Below are 20,146 nucleotides of genomic sequence, written 5' to 3' on the forward strand. Positions count from 1 at the left end.
ATTTTGCGGCATTTTGGCGATCGCTATGTAATTAATTTTGCTTAGGTACTTATATCTTTCTATAGTATCGATAATTTTATCTATTTCGATAGGCTTTGGGAGGAAGGCATTTGCTCCACAAACTTTAGCTCTCATGCGATCTATAATTCCATCATTACCAGTTAAAAAAACAATCGGAATATCTTTAAATTTATTAACTCTTCTTACCTGAGTACAAATTTCATAACCATTGACAATAGGCATACCAATATCTAAAAAGATAAAATCTGGATTATTTTTAATTACGGATGGCAGTGCTTGCAAAGATTCTTGGATACTAATACAACGATATCCGCACTGAGTAATAATTTGTTCCATGATTTTACAAATTTGCGCACTATCATCAATACAAGCAATCAAGGGTTTACTCAAATCTACAGCATCTTCATCCATAGAAATATTTTGACTATATTTGGGTGCTTTGATATCTCGAACTTCAACAATATCTAATAAGTCTTGCTGAACATAAGGGATTAAAGATGATGTTAACTTGCGGACATCTTTTCCCATTCTCGAACTCAAATCTCTTAAAGTGCGTTGACCGTCTAATAAACGTAAGAAGTTTTGGTAGACAATTCCAGATACTTCTTCTCTTAAGCGGTCTTGTTTTCTCATTTGTGGGGCTAAATTAGGCGACCATTTTGCCAGTCCTTTTTGCTGCCAAATTGACCAAGCTCGATTGGCGTCGTGTAAGACTTGCTCTACATTTACCAATGAAATAGACATTTGTAGACCAGAAGTCAAGAATGAAGAGGTAGATGCTGTTTCTGCGGTAACTCTTAACTGTTGCCTTAGTTCGAGTTGTAAAAGATCGAATAAAATTTCTGTAGCTCTAGTTTTGATTAATTCAATAGCTTGTTTGCGATCGATCAAGTTACGTTCTAATAAAATATTTAAAACATTGTAATCACCACAATCAGACTGTCTGACAAAATTTATATCTAAGGCATACCAATCAACCTGAGGACAATATTTATCTATCAGTCTTTTCCAAGAACGATGTGGATGAATACCACCGTCTGCCCAAACTAATCTACCTAAGCAAAGATATATTCTCCAAACAGTTTGACTACTTCCTTGAATATTAATTTGACCAGTAAACTGCTTGTGCTTGAAATATATTAAGTTACTTAATAATTTATTTTGGGTGTTGTCGTTCATGACCTTAGTATTTTTAAATTCGTGAAAATTATAATAATAAAATCAATTTTTTGCTATATTTTCAAAGTTGATTATCAAAAATAATTTGCAATTTCATAAATCAAATAATTTTGATGATAGATAGTAAAAAATGATTAATAATAGTAACAAAATTTAGTTATTAACTGTAGAATATTATTTTATTTCTTGCTAAAATTAACTACTAGACTTCATCACAGAAGGTGCATTGGGAGCGGAGAATTTATCAATAGTTTGTAAAATTTTATCTACTTCAATTGGTTTAGAAAGAAAATCTGATGCCCCACAAACTTTTGCTTTTACTCTATCAAATACCCCATCATTTCCTGTTAGCATGATTATCGGAACTTTTTGTAGCTTGGAAACTCTTCTAATCTGAGTGCAAACTTCGTAACCATTTAAAATTGGCATACCAATATCCAAAAAAACCATCTTGGGATTGACGCTAATTAATTTGGGAACAGCTTGTATTGGTTGTTGAATACCCAAAAAACTATAATTTGCTCTAGTAATGATTTGATTCATGATTTGGCAAATTTGAGGACTATCATCAATACAAGCGATCAATGAGCTTTCATTGGAATTTATCGGTGTTTTTACTACATTATTGGATGTAGTCTGACTTAAGTTGAGATCGGGTACTTTGACCAACTCTAATAATTCTTTATGAATATAGGGATAAATAGATTTGGTTAGCAGTAATAGATCTTTATTCATACCTATTGCTAAATCTCTCAAGCTTCGATGTCCATCTAATAGCTGGGTGAAATTTTGATAAACTACAGAAGGAACTGATAATTTGAGTTTTTCTTTACTCTTAATTCTAGGAGCATAGTCAGGAAAAACTGACGTAAAACCATCCTTAATCCAGGCAGACCATTGCTGCTGCATTTGTTTGAAAGCGACTTCTATATCAATACTAATTACAGGATAATCAGAACTATCTCCTATTAAATCGGACAAAGACAATGCTTCTTCTTCTAATTCTAGAGGAGTAGATTTTTCTTGTTGAAAAATATCGAAAAATGATTCAGTAACTTTACTGGCAACTAGTTGAGTTATTGAATTTTGGGTTGTCATATTACGTTGCAAGAAAATACCTAAAGTATGATAATCTGCGCATCTATACTGTTGGCTATTGCGAAAATTAATTTGCTTTAAATCAACTTCAGAGCAATATTTATTTAGGTGTCTTTGCCAAGAGCGATTATTATGTAAGCCACCATTCGCCCAAATCAATTTACCTCGGTTGAAGTATACTTTCCAGTGGATGCGATCGCTTTCTTCTTTTGTTCTGATGTGAGCAATACCTGTAAAAGATTGCTTTTTAAGATTATTAAGTAAAGCAAAAATCATATTGTAGGTTATGTATATTTTTATCTATTTACATAAAACTATAATTTTTTCAACAGTATTTGGCATCGGTAGATACCAGTAAAATATTACGTACTCTTCTTTAAGAAGCGAACAAATACGGTATCTTGATTGATATTCAGTTTCTTCGATAACTATCTCTTATAGTTGAAAATCACTTGATTTTAATTTCTGGTAAATCGGGAATCTCTAAAAATCTTAAATACCCCTTGAAAAAGTAAGGTACTATGCCACAAGTAATATCTAAAACACTTTTTTCCATTTTAAATGCCAAGTCTCTCAAGGTATTTTTGCCATTAAGTAGTCGAGACATGTTACTAAATACAACATCTGGTAATTGCTTTTTCAATTCTCCATCACTTTTGAGAAAAGGAGCATGATGGGGTGAACAGGATGCTAAACCTTTTGCGCCCCAGGTTGACCAAGATGTTTGGGCTTGAAAAAGTGCTTGCTCCAGATTAATAAAATTCAGAGATAAGTTAAAACCAGCTTTAAGTAGGTGATGAGCAGAAGTTATCTGAGTATCATAATTCAATGAGTTGTTATATTCTTGTTGTAGCAAGTCGAAAAATACTTCTTGACTACGATTTTGAATTAAAGCTTTTACTTGTTTGCGTTCGACTATTTTTCTTTGTAGTAAAACGTTTAATAGAGAATAGTTATAAGATTGAATTTCAGGCTGATGCCTTAAAACAAGAACATCAGTATTTACGTTGGGACAGTAATAATTAAAATTTCTTTGCCAAGAGCGGTTTACATGCAAACCACCTTCTGTCCACAGATACTGACCCTGGTAAAAAAATATCTTCCATTCTAGGTTGCTATCTTGAGATGTTATGGTCAAGATTCCTGTAAATTTCTGTCGACTCAGAGAAATAAGTTGTTCTCCTAGCTTATTATTTGCGCTCATCAAAATTTAGGAAAGAATAAATAAAAATACTTCTCTATTTCATAGATTGAGTACACCATGATAACTTCCTAATTCAGGACTTGCTCGGTTTGTTGGAATAAGTCATGAATAAATAACTAAGCTCTTAAACTAAGAAGCAAGTAATATTTACTATATATCGATCATTGATAATTAATAATTAATTTGAAAGTTCTGATTCTAAGTATCAGCGATCTTGGTGGCGGTGCAGCGCGTGCTGCATATCGTCTGCATCAAGGCTTATTGGCTGCGGGTGTTGATTCCCAAATGTTAGTCCAAAATAAAGTAAGCGGAGATAGTACTGTTATTGCCCCTAAAAGCAAAGTAAATAGAGGCATTGCTGCTATTAAGCCAGCATTAGATGGAATACCTTTTGCGCTACATCGCGATCGCGATCCGACGATTAATATTTATTCTGCTCAATGGTTGCCCAATAAAATTGTCGATCGAATAAACCAAATTAACCCCGATATTATTAATCTTCATTGGGTATGTGGAGGATTTGTGCCTATTGAGGCTTTGAAAAAAATAAACAAGCCTTTAGTCTGGACATTACACGATATGTGGGCATTTACAGGAGGATGTCACTATAGTGGAAAATGCGATCGCTATCAAGATTCTTGTGGTGCTTGTCCTCAATTAGGTAGTAGTCGCAATTGGGACTTATCCCGTTGGATTTGGCAACGCAAAGCCAAAGCTTGGCAAGACTTAAACCTGACCATAATTACTCCTAGTCAATGGCTGGCGGAAGCTGCCAAATCTAGCTCATTATTTAGCAATATTTCTACGAAAGTAATTGGCAATGGAATAGATCCTCAGATTTATCAACCCCATCCTCAAGAATTAGCCCGCAAGATTCTCAACCTTCCACTGGATCGGAAAATCATTCTTTTTGGTGCATTGGATAGTACTCAAGATAGACGCAAAGGTTTTTCTTTATTACTGTCTGCGTTGCAAGAGCTTCAAAGTTTAGAATCCTCCGAAGTAATCGAACTAGTTATCTTCGGTGCTTCTGCTCCATCAGTGCCGATAGATTTTGGTTTTCAAGCTCGTTATGTCGGCAAACTAAATGATGATATTTCATTGTCTTTATTATATGGAGCAGCAGATGTTTTTGTTGCACCTTCCATACAAGACAACTTACCAAATACTATTTTAGAAGCTATATTTTGTGGTACTCCCTGTGCAGCTTTTAATATTGGGGGAATACCTGACATGGTTCAACATCAACACAATGGTTATTTGGCTCAACCTTTTTTACCTGAAGACTTAGCCAGGGGAATTCATTGGATTTTAAAAGATCCTGCAAGATATCAAGAGCTAGCTGCCAAAAGTAGAGACAAAGCAATATCTGAATTTGCCTTGGATCGACAAAGCCAGAAATACTTGCGAGTTTTTCATGATTTATGTAGTAAGCTGTCTCTATAAATAACTCATAATTGATAATTTATAGCAATGAATAATGCCAAATACCATTTATATAGACGTAATAACTATCTCTAATAAAATAGATAATGCTTTGTTTACTACTCTGAATAATGTAAGTAAACAGTCTTACAAAGCCATAAATCATATTATTATTTATCGTCAAGCTGCTGACAACGAAATTGAGCGACTCCAAAACTTTGATAGCCAAAAGAATCTTTCATATTATTCCCAAAAAGGAAAAGGAATAGCTTCAGCTTTTAATAATGGTATCGATCACAGCAAAGGGGAAATAATTTTATTTCTGAATGCAGGAGATACATTAGTAAATAATAATGTAATTCACCGCGTCATGGAATCTTATGCTGGGGAAAAATGGTTGTGGGCGACGGGAGAAACTATATCTGTGAGCAAAAATAGATACCTACAAAATCATCGTCCTCAACATAAAACTTGGGATAGTAATCTTTTTCTCTACGGCAATCCTGTATGTCACCAATCAACATTTTATTCCCGCAATTTAATCGATTTAGTAGGTAAATATAACGAATCATTGTCCATCGAGATGGATTATGAATATAATGTCAGGGCAAATTTATTATCGAGTCCTACTCTGCTATATTTTCCTATTGCTTATTATGATACTACTGGAGTATCTTCAGTAAGAGTTTTCAGGCAGTTTAACAATCATCGACGCATCCGCGATCGCTATTTTAGTTTATCCAAGCCCAATCGACTCAAAGTAGATACTTACTGCTTGCTCAAATCTATTTTTAGATTAGCTATGGTACCAGCAAAACTTTGGTTGTAAAACAAATTTATTCCGAAAGCAAACGCAAAATATGAGCAACAACGACAGGAAAGAGCGAGAAAAACAGTTTCACATTGAGCTAGAACAGCCTATCAAATAAAAAGAGAATTAGTATGAGTGTGAGTGTAGAGCCTTCTGTTTCAATTATAATACCAGCTTATAATGAAGAAAAAAACATTGAAACTGTGATAGGTGGTTTTTTAGCTTCTGGATACTCTAATATTTTAGAGATATTAGTCGTAGATGGTAACAGTACCGATAGCACAGCTGCAAAAGTAGCAGATTTGTCTTGTCTGTATTCTAAAGTAAAACTACTGCATAATCCTTTCAGAATTCAATCAGCAGCACTTAATATTGGGTTGGAAGCTTGCCAGGGAGATATTTTTTTACGTGCGGATGCTCACTGTCACTATGCTCCAGACTACGTAGAAAAATGCATTCATACTTTATTAACAACTAAAGCAATAAATGTGGGGGGCGCGCAACGTTTTGTTGCCGAAGACAAATTTCAGGCGGGAGTTGCTCTTGCTGCTAATAGCCTTTTGGGAAATGGTGGTGCAAAATATCGCAACCCTCAATACAATGGCTACGTAGATACAGTATTTCTGGGCTGTATGTGGTCAAAAACTTTAATAAATCTTCGCGGTTACTCGAATCAAATTACCAATGAAGATGCAGAATTGAATCAACGATTATTGGAAAAAGATTCTGAAGCTATTTATGTAAGCTCGGATATAAAAGTATGGTACTATCCCCGCAGAACTTGGTTATCTTTATGGATTCAATATTTTAAATATGGTAGAGGTAGATTTTTAACTACGATTAAACATACTAAAAATATTCAACTTAGGGGAAAGTTACCCTTTTTATTTGTTTCTTGTATGATAATTTGGTTTGGTTTGGATTTATTTTTATTTCAAATTAACTTATACGCAAAAGAGCTATTTCTTTTAGGATTAGTCGCTGTTTTTACTGAAAGTTTGAGAGTAAATTTGAAACTAAATGGTAATTTTGCCAAAGAGGTTTGGCGTGGCAATGGTAAGTCTCCCCCATCCCTTTTCAGTCGTTGGTTGATGTGCGGTATTGTAATTATGACTTTGCCTGTAGCTCATTTTTCTGGCTATGCTTATCAACTTTTTAGAAACAAGTTTTTGAAGATTTCTGATTGGTAAAAATTCAAAAATGAATCGTAAATAAGGAATAATTAGTATACCAAGACACAATTAACCCTAAAAAACGAAAATAGGGGCATAAAGTTTGGTTAAATATATTGAAGTTGCTATTGTAACGATCACTTTAAAACAGAGTCGTTAATACATGAATTTTATAGTTGGGAGTAAAATATGAAAGTTATCATTCTTGGGGGAGACGGTTTTTGTGGCTGGCCAACCTCATTACACTTATCCAATCTCGACCATGAAGTAGTTATTGTCGATAATTTATCCAGACGCAACATAGACAACGAATTGGAAGTTAGTTCTCTAACTCCTATTGCACCTATCGGACAAAGATTGGGTACCTGGAAGAACGTTTCAGGGAAAGAAATTAAATTTCACAATATTGATATTGCCGAAGAATACGATCGCCTGTTAAATCTTATTTTGGCAGAACAACCCGATGCGATCGTTCACTTTGCCGAACAAAGGGCTGCTCCCTATTCGATGAAGTCTTCTAAGCACAAACGCTATACGGTTAATAATAACCTGAATGCGACCAATAATTTGCTCTGTGCCATTGTTGAATCTTGTTTGGATATTCACCTCGTACACTTGGGTACAATGGGCGTTTACGGCTATGGTACTGCGGGAATGAAGATTCCTGAAGGCTATCTAGATGTAGAAGTTGTTACCGATAGCGGCGATCGCATTCAGCAAGAAATTCTTTATCCTGCCAACCCTGGAAGCGTCTATCACATGACTAAAACCCAGGATCAACTATTCTTCTATTATTACAATAAAAACGACGGTATTCGTGTTACAGACTTGCACCAGGGCATTGTTTGGGGAACAAACACCCCCGAAACCTTAATGCACCCTAAGTTAGTTAATCGTTTTGACTACGATGGCGATTACGGTACAGTCTTAAATCGTTTCTTAATGCAGGCTGCTATTGGCTATCCTCTAACAGTACACGGTACGGGGGGACAAACTAGAGCCTTTATTCATATTAAAGATACCGTACGCTGCGTTCAATTAGCGATCGAAAATCCTCCCGAGACAGGGGAAAGAGTAAGAATCTTGAACCAAATGACGGAAACTCACCGAGTCAAGGATCTGGCTAAAATGGTTGCAGATATGACTGGGGGAGAAATTGCTTATTTGAAAAATCCTCGTAACGAAGCTATTGAAAACGAACTATTCGTCAAAAATCAACGCTTCTTGGATTTAGGGTTAGAACCTACTACTTTAAGTCAAGGATTGCTTAAAGAAGTAACTGAGGTAGCAGAAAAATATGCAGATCGTTGCGATAAGAGTAAGATTCCCTGTACTTCCCTCTGGATTCAGAAAAAAGAAGCAACATCCCAAAGTAATGGTGTAAAATCTCCCGAAACTACTCCCGTATAGTTTAAATTGGGCTTGAGGAAACAATAATTAACTGATTTAGGGTGAAAGTTTTCGCCCTTTTTTTAATGAAACTATATTTTGTGACTAGAAGCATAAAGTTGCCGTGTTGTTTCGGAAGCATAAGCTTACCGTTGCGGCAAAGTTACGGGTAAACTCACAAAAAGCTCTATACCTAAAAAGCCTACAGTCATGGGGATGGAGAGACTTGAACTCTCACTCTCTTGCAAGAAACAGATTTTAAATCTGCAGCGTCTACCGATTCCGCCACACCCCCAGGTATGGATGTTGAAAACTCTCTTTTAACCAAGACTAATATATCATACAGCATTGAGATCTAGAGTGCAATGTAATTTTGCAAGTAATGAAGAGAATTTTGAAGCATGAGTTAGTTTGAGTCTCAATCGGCACTTTAATTGATTAGATCTAGTTGATCGCCGATCTCAATTACCTTTCCTGCTTCGGTGAGAGATAGTTTGGTGTTTACCGCCAAACGAAAAAAATGATTAAAACGCGATCGCTTTGTCCATTCTGGCAATGTTTCTTTTCTTTTTTGGACAAAAGTTTTTTGAAATTGGGGATATACTTCTCCTGTTTGAGAATCCCGTGCCACCACAATACAGCGTTGACAGGGATTAACCCCCATAAATTCAACTTCTTTCACTTGAAATTTAACCGTCATATCTGCGTTATCAAATAATCGATCTTCCCAAAAAGCAGGTACGCCAGCAATTTCAATATTGGCTCGAAAACGACGACGTATATCTTCAGTATTTAATTGGGGATACCAAGAAGAGATTTCCTCAAGAGTTGCCGTACTAACTATAGTTGGTCCAGGGGAAACTGTATCGTCGGGAAAGCCCAAATCTAAGTTTTGTCGGATCTCTACAGGAAAATCAAAGTATGCACTCAGCCAATTACAAATAGCTTCTTGTTGTTTAACTAAATTGAATGTTTTCGTTTGGTTTGTTCCCTGTATTTGCAATATAAGGGTTTTCGTTTCTAAATTTAATTCAGAACGCAGAGCATGGATTTTTTTATTGCCTTTTCCATTAACAAAGTTATCATTTTCATCGAATATCGCCCAAGTGCGATCGCCTTTAATTGCTCCTGATTTTAAAATAGCAACGCGATCGCACTCTACTCTATCTAAAGATTTGATGGGATATACAAACAGACGAGCAACATAAGGTTTTAGAGAGGACATTATTTCCCAGGCATATTACTTTTTTTTTAATGATAATTGCCGATCAGCTACGTGCAGCCTCTATCTTTACTAAAAAAACATCTCTAACTGTGTATTTAGATACTAATAAACTTATTTTGTCAATCTTTTTTTGCTATAACGATCTATATACGTAACTTTTGTTTACATATAAACATCGGTTAACCATTACTTATTAATTTTTATAAATTATGGGACTAATAAAAGGCGTCACTTTACAAGCGATCGAATCTATTCAAGGAGGAATGGCAGAATTTTACACCCCCCAGTCTAGTGATGAAACAATGGTGGTAAAAGTACCCGCCAATACCATAGACGATCTCTTCGTTCACAAGCATCAAACAGATCAATTATTAGTAGTAAAAGGTAGCTTTGTCTTGGTAGTTTTATATAACAAACAATATCAATATATTCCTCTGAGCGAAGACTTTCCTCAAGTTGCCACCATTCCCAAAGGAATTTTGCACGGTGCAATTAATTTCAAGGATCGAGATTGTTTGTTAGTTAATGCAGTGCTGCGCCACGGTGAAGCCAAGCCAAAAGATTATCAGCCCATGGCAAGACCTTTTCCTTATGATTTGGACAGAGCTAAATCAAGTTTGAGAAATCTAGAAATAGTAGCAACCAATTTAATTGCAGGTGCGGGAATTTGATGCACATATATCTTTTCCATAAGCTCAGAAGGGATTAACTCGCGACAATCCCCCCTGATAAAACTTATTTTCTTATATACTTTGTTTTTTGTTCTCTATCTCTACTCAGAATTTTAAAGAGTAGCAGCAGTAGCAACGGTCTTACTACTATCCCATTCTTGAATATCTATAGACTGCAAACTAGGAAAAAGAAAATGATTCTCTTCTACGTATTGCGCGCCAAACAAGCCTTTTTCTGCCCAAAAATAGCGATCAGTAGTATGTTCGTTTCTCTTTACTACCAACAGTGCTGGAGGTAATATACCTTGAGCTGATATATAGTTGCGAGCAGCAGTTACTGGCTTATCTTCACCACTTTCGATATGATACTGAGAGACGAGTTCTAAAATCTTACGTCCTTCTTGGCGACGACGGCTTTTACGTTTGCGTTTTCTTGCCAACCCCTTGACCTCCTAAAATTTACTTAAAGAACACTGTACTGAAAGTTACTAATTTGTCAATAATTGTATCGTAATGAACAAAAAAAATCAAGTGTTTTCTTAAAAGCATTGTCAAAAGAAATTGCTTTAAAAATTGCTTTAAAATGTTAAGTAGAAAATTTTATATGGAGCAAAAGAATTATATGGAGTAAAAGAATTTAGTTCTTTCGAACTGTCTGGAAATTTCTGTCTTGAGAACATTAATGTCAAATAATCATATTTCCAGTATTGAATTTACTACTTTGTGTCAGTCTCAAATAAACCTATTGGCTGAAAGCTTGGGGGCAGTTTGGAGTATTGTATATCTGGCAGAAGAAGTGATTGAAGATGGAGAAACACAACTATTTCCCTTAGCTATTTATCCCCAGACTCAAAATCAAAGTTTGCTAGAGCTTCCTAGTATTAAATTAGAGGAAGTTTGGCAGCAGTTACAGTCTCATTCTTCCGCCCAATTATTACCTGCTAATTTTGTCACCGCAGAAAATCCAGCCAAATCAGACTGGCAGACAGATTCGGCAGAAAGAAAACAGCTAATTTTACCTTTAGTACACCAAGAAACTTTTATTGGCTTACTAGTGACGGGACGAGAAGATCGAGAATGGATGCAAACAGAATTAAAGCAAGTAGAAGAAATTGCTAGAACTTTGGCGATCGCCCGTTTTTTAGAACTACAGTATCATTGGACTCAACAAGAGCTAACTATTCAAGAGAATTTAAGAAGAATCGAGCGAGATCGACTGGATAATTTAATTCATCAATTACGCAATCCTCTAACAGCATTTAAAACCTTTAGTAAGTTGCTGATCAAGCGTATTTTACCAGGAGATCGCAATCACAAAGTAGCAAAAAGTCTCTTGGAACAAAGCGATCGCTTTCAGCAATTATTAGAGCAATTTGAAGCAGAATCAATCAAAGAAACTGCAATTAATGCTCCTACTCCATTGTTAGATGTCCGAGATAACACTGAGTTGCCGAGTAACTTTTTATTACCTAGTTTAAATACCCAATTGGATGCTGTTAATTTAACAGAAATTTTAGATCCGTTATTGAATACAGCGGAAGCGATCGCAACAGAAAGAGCGATTAAATTAGAAAATAATATTCCCCCGTCGATACCTTTAATCAAAGGTGATTTATCAGCTTTAAGAGAGATTTTTAATAACTTAATTGATAATGCCCTAAAATACACTCCTGCCAGGGGTAAAGTACAATTGGATATCGAAACAAAATATATCACGACCGAAGTTGAAATGTTGGGTATAGCAATTAGCGACACTGGTTATGGTATCCCCGAAGCAGATAGAGAACGTATTTTTGAACGACACTATCGAGGCATTCAAGCCCAAAGCGATATCCCTGGTACTGGTTTGGGGCTAGCGATCGCTAGCGAGTTAGTAATTAAAATGCAGGGAGAAATTGAGTTGATTAGTCCGAACCATTTATCAAAAAATAGCCCTGGTACTACTTTTATTGTTTGGTTACCTGTTTCAATTAACAATGAGTAATTAATAATTTATTAGTTAATGAGAAAGTTATATTTTCTGTTACCAGGGACAAAGGGAAAGTTTGGTGGTGGTGGATTGTGGGCAGAGTTGAATACCTATAATTTAGCCAAACAGTTTTCTGAAGCCGAAGTAGTTACCTATCGTCAACGAGAATCAGAACATCTTTTTCTCGCCGATCTCTTACCAGAATGTCAGCCAGAGTCGGCAATTTTTGTCATCGGCTGGGGTTTTGACGTACCAAAGTTAATTCCCCAACTTCAAGGACAAAATATTATTTATCACGCCCATAGTGCGGGTTATGGTTTTAGCTTGCCTCCTCAAATACCCATCATTACAGTATCGCGCAACACCATGGGATATTGGGGGCAACAAGCAACCAATAATCTAATTTATTATTTGCCCAATCAAATTGGCGATGAATTTCGCCATTTAGATCGCCAGCGATCTATCGATATTTTGGTGCAGACGCGCAAATCTTCAGAATATTTACTAGACTCCTTGATTCCTGCTTTGCAGTCTCGCTATCGAGTAGAAATAATTAATAGCTATGTTGAAGATCTGGCGGGTTTATTTAATCGTAGCAAAATATATCTTTATGACTCTGCCGAATATTGGGCGGTTAATGGAGTTACCGAAGGATTCGGCTTGCCACCTTTGGAGGCATTAGCTTGTGGATGCGAAGTATTTTCTAGCGTCAATCATGGATTGAGTGATTTTCTCGATCCTGGTTTCAACTGTCATAAAATTGCGGGTTATAGCTTAGAATACGATCTCCAAAGAATTGCTTCGGTTTTAGAGCGATCGCCATCCCCATCCGATCGATTATCTGAATCCCTACTGGCAGAATATCGCAGTGAAAACTTAATCACCCGATTAAAAGTAATTTTGGCAGAAATAAATAGTTTTTTTGACTATCTGCCACAATATTCGGATAATCTTCCCAAAATGACTCAAAAACGTCTCAATAAACTAAAAATAAAGCGTATTTACTCTAAAATTAAGCAAAAAATAAAAATCTAAATTAAAGCTAAAAACCCAAAATAAAGGTGGGATATTAAGAAACGATCTGGCTTGCTTTTAATACGCCGATTTGAAGCACTTCAACGATAGATATACCAAGCGTTTTCTGCCACAATAAGAGGGCAAAATGTGCTAGAATTCATTTATAAAATGCTACTATATTGGGCTTGATTGGCGATAAAAGAGAACTAAGTAGAGTTTATCGACCATTAATCCAAATTATTGCATATATTTGGAGTTTTTCACAGTATGACCACTTCCCAGGAAAGGATTATCCCCACCGATCTGAGTAACGAAATGTCTCGCTCCTATTTGGAGTACGCTATGAGCGTGATTGTTGGCAGGGCATTGCCAGACGCTAGGGATGGTCTAAAACCAGTCCATCGGCGCATCTTGTACGCCATGTACGAGCTAGGACTAACCCCAGACCGTCCGTTTCGTAAGTGCGCCCGTGTTGTAGGGGAAGTATTGGGTAAATATCATCCTCACGGAGATACTGCCGTTTACGATGCCCTAGTTAGAATGGCGCAGGATTTCTCCATGAGAAATCCTTTAATTAACGGACACGGTAACTTTGGCTCGATTGACAACGATCCTCCCGCAGCAATGCGTTATACAGAGTGTCGCTTACAAGCTTTGGCAACGGATTCTCTACTAAGAGATATTGAAGCAGAAACAGTAGATTTTGCCGATAACTTTGACGGATCTCAGCAAGAGCCAATTGTCCTCCCTGCCAGAATACCGCAGCTATTGATTAATGGCTCGTCGGGTATCGCAGTGGGGATGGCGACAAATATTCCGCCTCATAATCTAGGAGAAGTGATTGAGGGAGCGATCGCTTTAATTCACAATCCAGAAATCACCGATCTGGACTTGATGCAGTATATTAAAGGACCAGACTTCCCGACAGGGGGACAAATTATCGGTCGGGCGGGTATCAAAGAAGCCTACACTACAGGACGAGGTTCGATTACCATGCGTGGGGTAGCAGATATTGAAACCCTACAACAGCGCGGTAGGGCAGATAAAGAAGCAATTATCATTACCCAACTACCCTATCAAACTAACAAAGCATCCCTAATCGAAAAGATTGCCGACCTAGTTAATGATAAAAGAATTGACGGTATTTCCGATATTCGAGATGAAAGCGATCGCACGGGAATGCGAGTCGTAATCGAACTCAAGCGAGATGCTTATCCTCGGGTGGTGTTGAATAACCTCTATAAGCAAACTGCCGTCCAAGCAAACTTTGGGGCAAATATGTTGGCTTTGGTCAATAATGACCCCCAACTACTAACTATTCGCCGTTTCTTAGAAGTATTCTTAGAATTCCGCGTCGAAGCAATCACCAGACGGACTCAATACCAGTTACGTAAAGCTGAAGAAAGAGACCATCTATTGCAAGGTTTGTTAATTGCTTTAGAAAATATTGACGCAATTATTGGTTTAATTAGAGGTGCAGCCGATACCGCCACTGCCAAAAACGAATTAGTAGAAAGCTATGGCTTATCTAACACCCAAGCAGATGCTATTCTACAAATGCAACTGCGTCGTTTAACTGCCCTAGAAGCTGAAAAAATTCAGGCGGAACATGAAGATCTACAGACTCAAATTTCCGATCTAAACGATATTCTGGCGCGAAAAGAACGGATTGAAGAGATTATCGAATCCGAACTGACCACGATTAAAAATGTTCATGCCACCCCTAGACGTACCGAAATTGTCCAGGGAGAAGGAGAGCTTCTCGACAAAGACTTAATTGCCAACGAACAGTCGGTCATTTTAATTACCGAACAAGGCTATATCAAACGGATGCCTGTCAGCACCTTTGAAGCTCAAAGTAGAGCTACTAGGGGGAAAGCAGCAGCCAAAATGAAGGAAAATGATGGTGTAGAACACTTTATGACCTGTTGCGACCACGATACAGTCATGTTCTTTAGCGATCGCGGCGTTGTCTATTCCTTCTACGCCTATCAGATTCCTGCAACGAGTCGTACTGCAAGGGGTATACCTCTGATACAGATGTTGCCGATTTCTCAAGCAGAAAAGGTAACATCCTTGATTGCGGTGAGCGAGTTTACCGAAGATGAATATCTAGTAATGCTAACTCGTAAGGGTAATATCAAAAAAACTGCTCTCTCCGCTTTTGCTAACATTCGCTCGAATGGTTTAATCGCTATTTCCCTACAGGAAGAAGACGAATTGCGTTGGGTGCGTTTGGCAACAGAAGAAGATAGCGTAATTATCGGTACGCGGAAAGGAAAAGCAATTCACTTTAAAACTAATCGACAGCAACTACGTCCTTTGGGGAGGTCTACTAAAGGGGTCAAGTCTATGAAGTTGAGAGGAGATGACGAACTAATTAGTATGGATATTATTCCCTCTCAGATTGTAGCCACTATTGCCGAGACAGAAGAAGAAGAGGTCGAAGAAGACAACAACGAAGAGTTAGTGGCAGAAGAAACCGATCTAGGTCCTTGGTTGCTGGCAATTACTAGCAATGGCTATGGCAAACGAGTGCCTATTTCCAAATTCCGTCTCCAAAATCGTGCGGGAATGGGAGTAAGAGCGATCAAATTTAAAACCGACGATGATTGTCTGGTGGGCATTGACATTGTTAATCCTGAAGACGAACTAATGATTGTTACCAATCGCGGTATTATGATTCGCCAAGCAGTAAAGGCTATCTCTCTCCAATCGCGTAATGCCACTGGGGTTAGAGTTCAAAGACTCGATAAAGATGATGCGATCGCCGCTGTCGCTCCCGTACCTCCTTTAGAAGAGGATGAATTGGAAGCAGAAGTAGGGGAAGGAGAAGAAGTCTAATAATTATTAACCATTTCTAGTATAAGAACAAGATGAAAGAGTGGAAAATAAATCAATTCTCCACTCTTTTTTTTGCGAAAAATTTTTCAATTCACACGAGACAACACTTTTAAGTCTTGTTCGTCTAGAGTAGCAGGTATTCCATTACGAATTAACTCAGAAAAATCTTCATTAGGCACCATCATACATAAGGCATATAAACGCTCGTTGCCCGTATTTTTGAGATAGTGAGTCCCTGTTTTTGGCATCAATACACTATCGCCACTATGTAAAGGAGTTTCTTTTCCGTCACATACGGCTATTCCTTCCCCCTTGAGGATAAAAAACATTTCTACCGCAAAATTATGACGATGGGGAGGAGTTTCGCTACCCACTTCAAAAATTTCGACGCAGACAGTTAAGGAATTATCTGCACTATGAGGATCGAAGACGATGGCTAAACGATTAGTATCATCAGAACTAATTCGATAGGCTTGATAATCATTGAGGGTTTTAATTACAGGAATCATGCACCGTTCGTTCATCATCTTGTTCCGAATAGCTCAAATATTACCTGTTTCTATTGTATGTTGATTGCCATCAGACAAGAGTATAAATTAAAGTTTTGCTTAACCGAGATCGATCGCCCTAGAGATCTGATTTCGCGAATCTAAGAGACAGGAGAAAAGTTTCGCATCGATTCAATCAGGCGATCGAAATAAGGTTTGAGATCCTCTTGTCGATCGCTGGCAAATTCTCTAAGACTAAAAACTTTGAGTTGCTCTAAACCCAAAACCATCGCATCTAGGGGAACTTGTAATTCTCGATACAGTTGTTCCATATAGCCCAAACCGCGATCGCTGGTATAGTTAATAGATTGACCGCCCACTCCATAACTAATACAGCGCAAAAAGTGCCAAAAATCTCGCCAACAGGCTTCAGCTCGCGGGGGAGGATACAAACCACCCCCTGGTTCGAGAATATTTGGGTTAGCATCTAAAACCACTGCTCTAGCTTGAAAAACAATTTCATTTACATTATCTCGCAACACCTTTCCCTGTGACAAACCTCCAGACAGGCTAGGAACGAGAGTCTTAATTTTAGCGATTTCTTCATCTGTTAAATACTTTCCTGCATCATCTGCCTGTTGAAAGATGGCGATTACTTCTGGAGGATAATTCTGCCAACTCTCAAAGCTAACAATACGAGACTTTTTGATGAGTTCTTTTACTTTGTCACTGAGCATTGTTCTCTAACAAATGATGATTTACCTAATATACATCTTTCTCACGACGCTTAATTATGAGTGTCAATGTAAAGTAAATTAAAGTTGAACTTGAAATTTATCAAATCATGGATCTCCAAGAAATTAAAGATGCTTTAGAGAACTCCGATCCTCAACAAAGAATGCGGGGGATTAGAGAGTTGCGTAACTACGAAGCAGATGTTGCAGCCCCCTTGTTATTAAATAAAGTTAAAGATAGCGAATTTTTGGTACGTTCTTTTGTCGCGATGGGTTTGGGTAAAAAAAGAAGCGCGGAGGCTTTCGCTGCATTGCTAGAAATGATGAAGTCAGATAGCGATCCTAATGTACGTTCTGAAGCAGCAAATTCACTATCCTACTATGGCGATTCCGCCGTTTCCCATCTCAGGCAAATGTATGAAGTGGATTCTCACTGGTTAATACGTCGTAGCATTATTGCAGCCTTAGCAGATCTAAATGCACTCCAAGAATTATTAGAAATTTGTGTCATTGGTTTATCAGGAGATGACGAGGCTGTAATGGAATCTTGCATTGGTTGTTTGGGTTTATTTCCCGATACCGAACAACAAGAACCTGCATTAAGACTATTATTATCTTTTGTCGAAGATGAATCTTGGCGTATTCGCATCCAGGTAGCCAAGTCTTTAGGTAAATATGACGCAGAACAAGCTACTGCTGCTTTGAACAAACTCAAGACAGATGAGAACCATCAAGTAGTCGGTGCAGTACTCGAAAGTCTGATGTAAATTGGCATCAATTTAATGTTTCTGATAAGAAAATAAACAAATATAGGACTATTTGATAAAATAATTAGAGAAAAGTTAAAAAATATTACAAAAAACCTTAAATGAAATTATTGGTAGTTGGCGCAACTGGCACTTTGGGCAGACAAGTTGCTCGTCAGGCTTTGGATGAAGATCATGAAGTAAGATGTTTGGTACGCAACCCGAACAAAGCAATTTTTCTTAAGGAATGGGGCGCAGAATTAGTTAAGGGAGATCTATGTGATGAATCGACACTTCCCGCAGCTTTGTCAGGGGTTGATGCCGTTATTGATGCTGCTACCGCCAGAATTACCGATAATCTCAGTGCTGGACAAGTAGACTGGCAGGGTAAGGTTAATTTAATTAAGGCAACTAAAGCTGCGGGAGTAGATAGATATATTTTCTTCTCTATTCTCAATTGTGAAAAATATCCTGAAGTTCCTTTAATGGATATCAAGCGTTGTACGGAAATATTTTTAGCCGAATCTGGTTTAAACTATACGACTTTACAACTGGCTGGTTTTATGCAAGGTTTAATCGGTCAATATGCTATTCCTATTCTGGAAGATCAAATTGTTTGGGTATCAGGAGAAAGCACTCCTATTGCCTACATGAATACTCAAGATATAGCTAAATTTGCCATTCGCGCGTTGAGTGTGTCTGAGACAGAAAAGAAAACTTTTCCTGTGGTGGGGACAAAACCCTGGGGTGCGTATGAAATTATTAATCTCTGTGAAAATTTAACTGATAAGCGGACTCGAATATCTCGCGTATCCCTAACAGTATTGGGTTTGATGCGCCGTATTACTCGTTTTTGCGAGTGGGGACAAAACACCGCAGATCGCCTCACGTTTGCTGAAGTATTAGCTAGCGGTAAACCTTTGGATGCGCCTATGGATGATGTTTATCAAACCTTTGGTTTAGATGTCAAGGAAACAACTACTCTTGAAGAATATATGCAGGAGTACTTTACCCGCATCATGAAAAAACTCAAAGAAATCGATTACGAGAAAAATAAAGGGAAGAAGAAAAAAGGAAAAATCCCATATCGCAATCAATTCTAATTTGTATTTATAAAAACACTGAGACTTTTAGCTATTAACTTTTAAATTTTGATATTTGGAGGTTAATAGCTAAAAAAATGTTTTGTAATAGTAATAATCAAAGCGATCGCATTTAAACTATAAATTGTTCTAGCATACTTACTCCAGCCAAGTTCATTTCGATCTTGAATTGTTCTCCTGGCTGACAGCTAAATTCTAGTTGCATCCAATCATTACTATCTTTGGCTTGGGCGGATAGACAGGTTTGGTTGGTTCGATCTAAAATTGATACGGATAAACCTTCAGGTAAGTTATTATTTATTTTTCCTGGGTATATTTGCAAACATAAAGCGATCGCTTTATCCGATTGCTGTATCATTTTTAAAACCAGAATGATTTCTCGTTCTAAACTGTTTAATTGCCATTGAATTGTTTTACCTCTAGTGATGGTGGGGTTGGCAGTAGCTAAACTGCGAGTCATTCTTCCCCGAATCTTGTTTGATATAATTTGCGATCGCATTGCCAATTCTTGCTTCTTTCTCTGCTTGCATTTGGGCAATTTGAGTATCTAACAAACTTAGAGATATTTGCGGATCGGCAATGGTTTCAATTAAGTCTGCTTCATTGTCTTCTCTGGAAGAAGGATAGACGCGGTGAGGATCGTAACTATTATCGGAAATATATAAATCGCGGATGCGCCATTTGAGATAACCATTGATCCAAATAACCATACTTCTCGATATAGAATCAGTAGTAGGTTCAAAGCGATCGATGTTTTTGCACGCCCATTCAAGGGTACGGTTATAAGCTTCGGGATAGTCTTGATGGGATGCGGAATAAATTCCTGGTAATTGTTGAATTAAAAATAATAACCGATTGAGACATTTTTGTTTTTGAGTTGTGTCAGTTGACTGGCGACATTGAGCGATACTTTCTATTAGCTTCGCATCTGCTTCTTTTAGTTGTTGTTCCACACTTTTAATAGTTATTGATAATAGTTTTGGGCTAATTTATTTAAACCCACCTTCCGCACGTCAAAATGTATTATTTAGAGTTTCATAAAATCAGTCA

General features: G+C 37.4%; 19 protein-coding genes and 1 tRNA gene. 10 read left to right on the plus strand and 10 right to left on the minus strand.

The window, feature by feature from the left end; genetic code table 11:
* The 3 genes from I4641_RS20410 to I4641_RS20420 form a co-directional block, all read right to left on the minus strand.
* A partial coding sequence (locus I4641_RS20410; RefSeq protein WP_229642431.1) for a response regulator occupies positions 1-1,200 on the minus strand: 1,200 nt, incomplete at its 3' end.
* A 195-nt stretch (positions 1,201-1,395) separates the two neighbouring features.
* Complete coding sequence (locus tag I4641_RS20415) at positions 1,396-2,574, minus strand: response regulator (RefSeq protein WP_229642432.1); 1,179 nt, start codon at positions 2,572-2,574, stop codon at positions 1,396-1,398.
* 172 nt (positions 2,575-2,746) lie between these two features.
* Complete coding sequence (locus I4641_RS20420) at positions 2,747-3,502, minus strand: DUF4388 domain-containing protein (protein WP_229642433.1); 756 nt, start codon at positions 3,500-3,502, stop codon at positions 2,747-2,749.
* Between the two features lie 183 nt (positions 3,503-3,685).
* On the opposite strand from I4641_RS20420, the gene I4641_RS20425 reads away from it, so the two are divergent.
* The 4 genes from I4641_RS20425 (at position 3,686) to I4641_RS20440 (ending at position 8,320) form a co-directional block, all read left to right on the plus strand.
* Positions 3,686-4,948: a glycosyltransferase family 4 protein gene (locus tag I4641_RS20425; protein WP_229642434.1), complete on the plus strand. Its 1,263-nt coding sequence runs from the start codon at positions 3,686-3,688 to the stop codon at positions 4,946-4,948.
* Between the two features lie 34 nt (positions 4,949-4,982).
* Positions 4,983-5,756, plus strand: a complete 774-nt coding sequence (locus I4641_RS20430) for a glycosyltransferase (RefSeq protein ID WP_229642435.1) — start codon at positions 4,983-4,985, stop codon at positions 5,754-5,756.
* Between the two features lie 113 nt (positions 5,757-5,869).
* Positions 5,870-6,928: a glycosyltransferase family 2 protein gene (locus tag I4641_RS20435; RefSeq protein WP_229642436.1), complete on the plus strand. Its 1,059-nt coding sequence runs from the start codon at positions 5,870-5,872 to the stop codon at positions 6,926-6,928.
* Positions 6,929-7,099: 171 nt separating this feature from the next.
* Positions 7,100-8,320 carry an NAD-dependent epimerase/dehydratase family protein gene (locus tag I4641_RS20440; RefSeq protein WP_229642437.1) on the plus strand — a complete coding sequence of 407 codons (1,221 nt, stop codon included), beginning with the start codon at positions 7,100-7,102 and terminating at the stop codon, positions 8,318-8,320.
* Positions 8,321-8,510: 190 nt separating this feature from the next.
* On the opposite strand, the gene I4641_RS20445 is transcribed toward I4641_RS20440, so the two are convergent.
* Positions 8,511-8,594, minus strand: a tRNA-Leu gene (locus I4641_RS20445).
* 135 nt (positions 8,595-8,729) lie between these two features.
* The gene (locus tag I4641_RS20450) at positions 8,730-9,524 is read right to left on the minus strand and encodes an MOSC domain-containing protein (RefSeq protein ID WP_229642438.1); all 795 of its coding nucleotides are present in this window, start codon (positions 9,522-9,524) and stop codon (positions 8,730-8,732) included.
* Between the two features lie 209 nt (positions 9,525-9,733).
* Between I4641_RS20450 and I4641_RS20455 the strand changes: the two genes are divergently transcribed.
* The gene (locus I4641_RS20455) at positions 9,734-10,195 is read left to right on the plus strand and encodes a dTDP-4-dehydrorhamnose 3,5-epimerase (RefSeq protein WP_229642439.1); all 462 of its coding nucleotides are present in this window, start codon (positions 9,734-9,736) and stop codon (positions 10,193-10,195) included.
* A gap of 113 nt (positions 10,196-10,308) precedes the next feature.
* Here I4641_RS20455 and I4641_RS20460 read toward each other — a convergent pair whose 3' ends face one another.
* Positions 10,309-10,635 carry a DUF3155 domain-containing protein gene (locus I4641_RS20460; protein ID WP_229642440.1) on the minus strand — a complete coding sequence of 109 codons (327 nt, stop codon included), beginning with the start codon at positions 10,633-10,635 and terminating at the stop codon, positions 10,309-10,311.
* 242 nt (positions 10,636-10,877) lie between these two features.
* Here I4641_RS20460 and I4641_RS20465 point away from each other — a divergent pair, with 242 nt between their 5' ends.
* The 3 genes from I4641_RS20465 (at position 10,878) to gyrA (ending at position 16,025) form a co-directional block, all read left to right on the plus strand.
* On the plus strand, positions 10,878-12,179 hold the full coding sequence (locus I4641_RS20465; RefSeq protein WP_229642441.1) for a sensor histidine kinase: 1,302 nt from the start codon (positions 10,878-10,880) through the stop codon (positions 12,177-12,179).
* Between the two features lie 18 nt (positions 12,180-12,197).
* Positions 12,198-13,199 (plus strand): glycosyltransferase, encoded by a 1,002-nt coding sequence (locus I4641_RS20470; protein WP_229642442.1) that lies wholly within the window; start codon positions 12,198-12,200, stop codon positions 13,197-13,199.
* 249 nt (positions 13,200-13,448) lie between these two features.
* On the plus strand, positions 13,449-16,025 hold the full coding sequence (gyrA, locus tag I4641_RS20475; protein WP_229642443.1) for a DNA gyrase subunit A: 2,577 nt from the start codon (positions 13,449-13,451) through the stop codon (positions 16,023-16,025).
* A gap of 86 nt (positions 16,026-16,111) precedes the next feature.
* Here gyrA and I4641_RS20480 read toward each other — a convergent pair whose 3' ends face one another.
* Entirely contained in the window at positions 16,112-16,552 is a 441-nt protein-coding gene (locus I4641_RS20480; RefSeq protein WP_229642444.1) for a cupin domain-containing protein, read from the minus strand.
* A 122-nt stretch (positions 16,553-16,674) separates the two neighbouring features.
* Positions 16,675-17,250: a bilin-binding protein gene (locus I4641_RS20485; RefSeq protein ID WP_229642445.1), complete on the minus strand. Its 576-nt coding sequence runs from the start codon at positions 17,248-17,250 to the stop codon at positions 16,675-16,677.
* Positions 17,251-17,357: 107 nt separating this feature from the next.
* On the opposite strand from I4641_RS20485, the gene I4641_RS20490 reads away from it, so the two are divergent.
* On the plus strand, positions 17,358-18,014 hold the full coding sequence (locus tag I4641_RS20490; RefSeq protein WP_229642446.1) for a HEAT repeat domain-containing protein: 657 nt from the start codon (positions 17,358-17,360) through the stop codon (positions 18,012-18,014).
* A 101-nt stretch (positions 18,015-18,115) separates the two neighbouring features.
* Positions 18,116-19,096, plus strand: a complete 981-nt coding sequence (locus I4641_RS20495; protein ID WP_229642447.1) for an NmrA family NAD(P)-binding protein — start codon at positions 18,116-18,118, stop codon at positions 19,094-19,096.
* Between the two features lie 112 nt (positions 19,097-19,208).
* Here the strand turns inward: I4641_RS20495 and I4641_RS20500 are convergent, their stop codons facing one another.
* On the minus strand, positions 19,209-19,556 hold the full coding sequence (locus I4641_RS20500; protein ID WP_229642448.1) for a DUF1822 family protein: 348 nt from the start codon (positions 19,554-19,556) through the stop codon (positions 19,209-19,211).
* Positions 19,516-20,049: a hypothetical protein gene (locus tag I4641_RS20505; protein WP_229642449.1), complete on the minus strand. Its 534-nt coding sequence runs from the start codon at positions 20,047-20,049 to the stop codon at positions 19,516-19,518. Before I4641_RS20505 ends, I4641_RS20500 begins: the two co-directional genes overlap by 41 nt.
* Between the last annotated feature and the right edge of the window lie 97 nt (positions 20,050-20,146).

The sequence above is a fragment of the Waterburya agarophytonicola KI4 genome, assembly GCF_020640915.1.
In the GTDB taxonomy this organism is placed as follows: Bacteria; Cyanobacteriota; Cyanobacteriia; order Cyanobacteriales; family Xenococcaceae; genus Waterburya; species Waterburya agarophytonicola.

Coding starts and splice junctions, on each gene's coding strand:
- I4641_RS20415 (WP_229642432.1), bottom strand. CDS start 2,574: ATGATTTTTGCTTTACTTAATAATCTTAAAAAGCAATCTTTTACAGGT.
- I4641_RS20420 (WP_229642433.1), bottom strand. CDS start 3,502: ATGAGCGCAAATAATAAGCTAGGAGAACAACTTATTTCTCTGAGTCGA.
- I4641_RS20430 (WP_229642435.1), top strand. CDS start 4,983: ATGCCAAATACCATTTATATAGACGTAATAACTATCTCTAATAAAATA.
- I4641_RS20435 (WP_229642436.1), top strand. CDS start 5,870: ATGAGTGTGAGTGTAGAGCCTTCTGTTTCAATTATAATACCAGCTTAT.
- I4641_RS20440 (WP_229642437.1), top strand. CDS start 7,100: ATGAAAGTTATCATTCTTGGGGGAGACGGTTTTTGTGGCTGGCCAACC.
- I4641_RS20450 (WP_229642438.1), bottom strand. CDS start 9,524: ATGTCCTCTCTAAAACCTTATGTTGCTCGTCTGTTTGTATATCCCATC.
- I4641_RS20455 (WP_229642439.1), top strand. CDS start 9,734: ATGGGACTAATAAAAGGCGTCACTTTACAAGCGATCGAATCTATTCAA.
- I4641_RS20465 (WP_229642441.1), top strand. CDS start 10,878: ATGTCAAATAATCATATTTCCAGTATTGAATTTACTACTTTGTGTCAG.
- I4641_RS20470 (WP_229642442.1), top strand. CDS start 12,198: ATGAGAAAGTTATATTTTCTGTTACCAGGGACAAAGGGAAAGTTTGGT.
- gyrA (WP_229642443.1), top strand. CDS start 13,449: ATGACCACTTCCCAGGAAAGGATTATCCCCACCGATCTGAGTAACGAA.
- I4641_RS20480 (WP_229642444.1), bottom strand. CDS start 16,552: ATGATGAACGAACGGTGCATGATTCCTGTAATTAAAACCCTCAATGAT.
- I4641_RS20485 (WP_229642445.1), bottom strand. CDS start 17,250: ATGCTCAGTGACAAAGTAAAAGAACTCATCAAAAAGTCTCGTATTGTT.
- I4641_RS20490 (WP_229642446.1), top strand. CDS start 17,358: ATGGATCTCCAAGAAATTAAAGATGCTTTAGAGAACTCCGATCCTCAA.
- I4641_RS20495 (WP_229642447.1), top strand. CDS start 18,116: ATGAAATTATTGGTAGTTGGCGCAACTGGCACTTTGGGCAGACAAGTT.
- I4641_RS20500 (WP_229642448.1), bottom strand. CDS start 19,556: ATGACTCGCAGTTTAGCTACTGCCAACCCCACCATCACTAGAGGTAAA.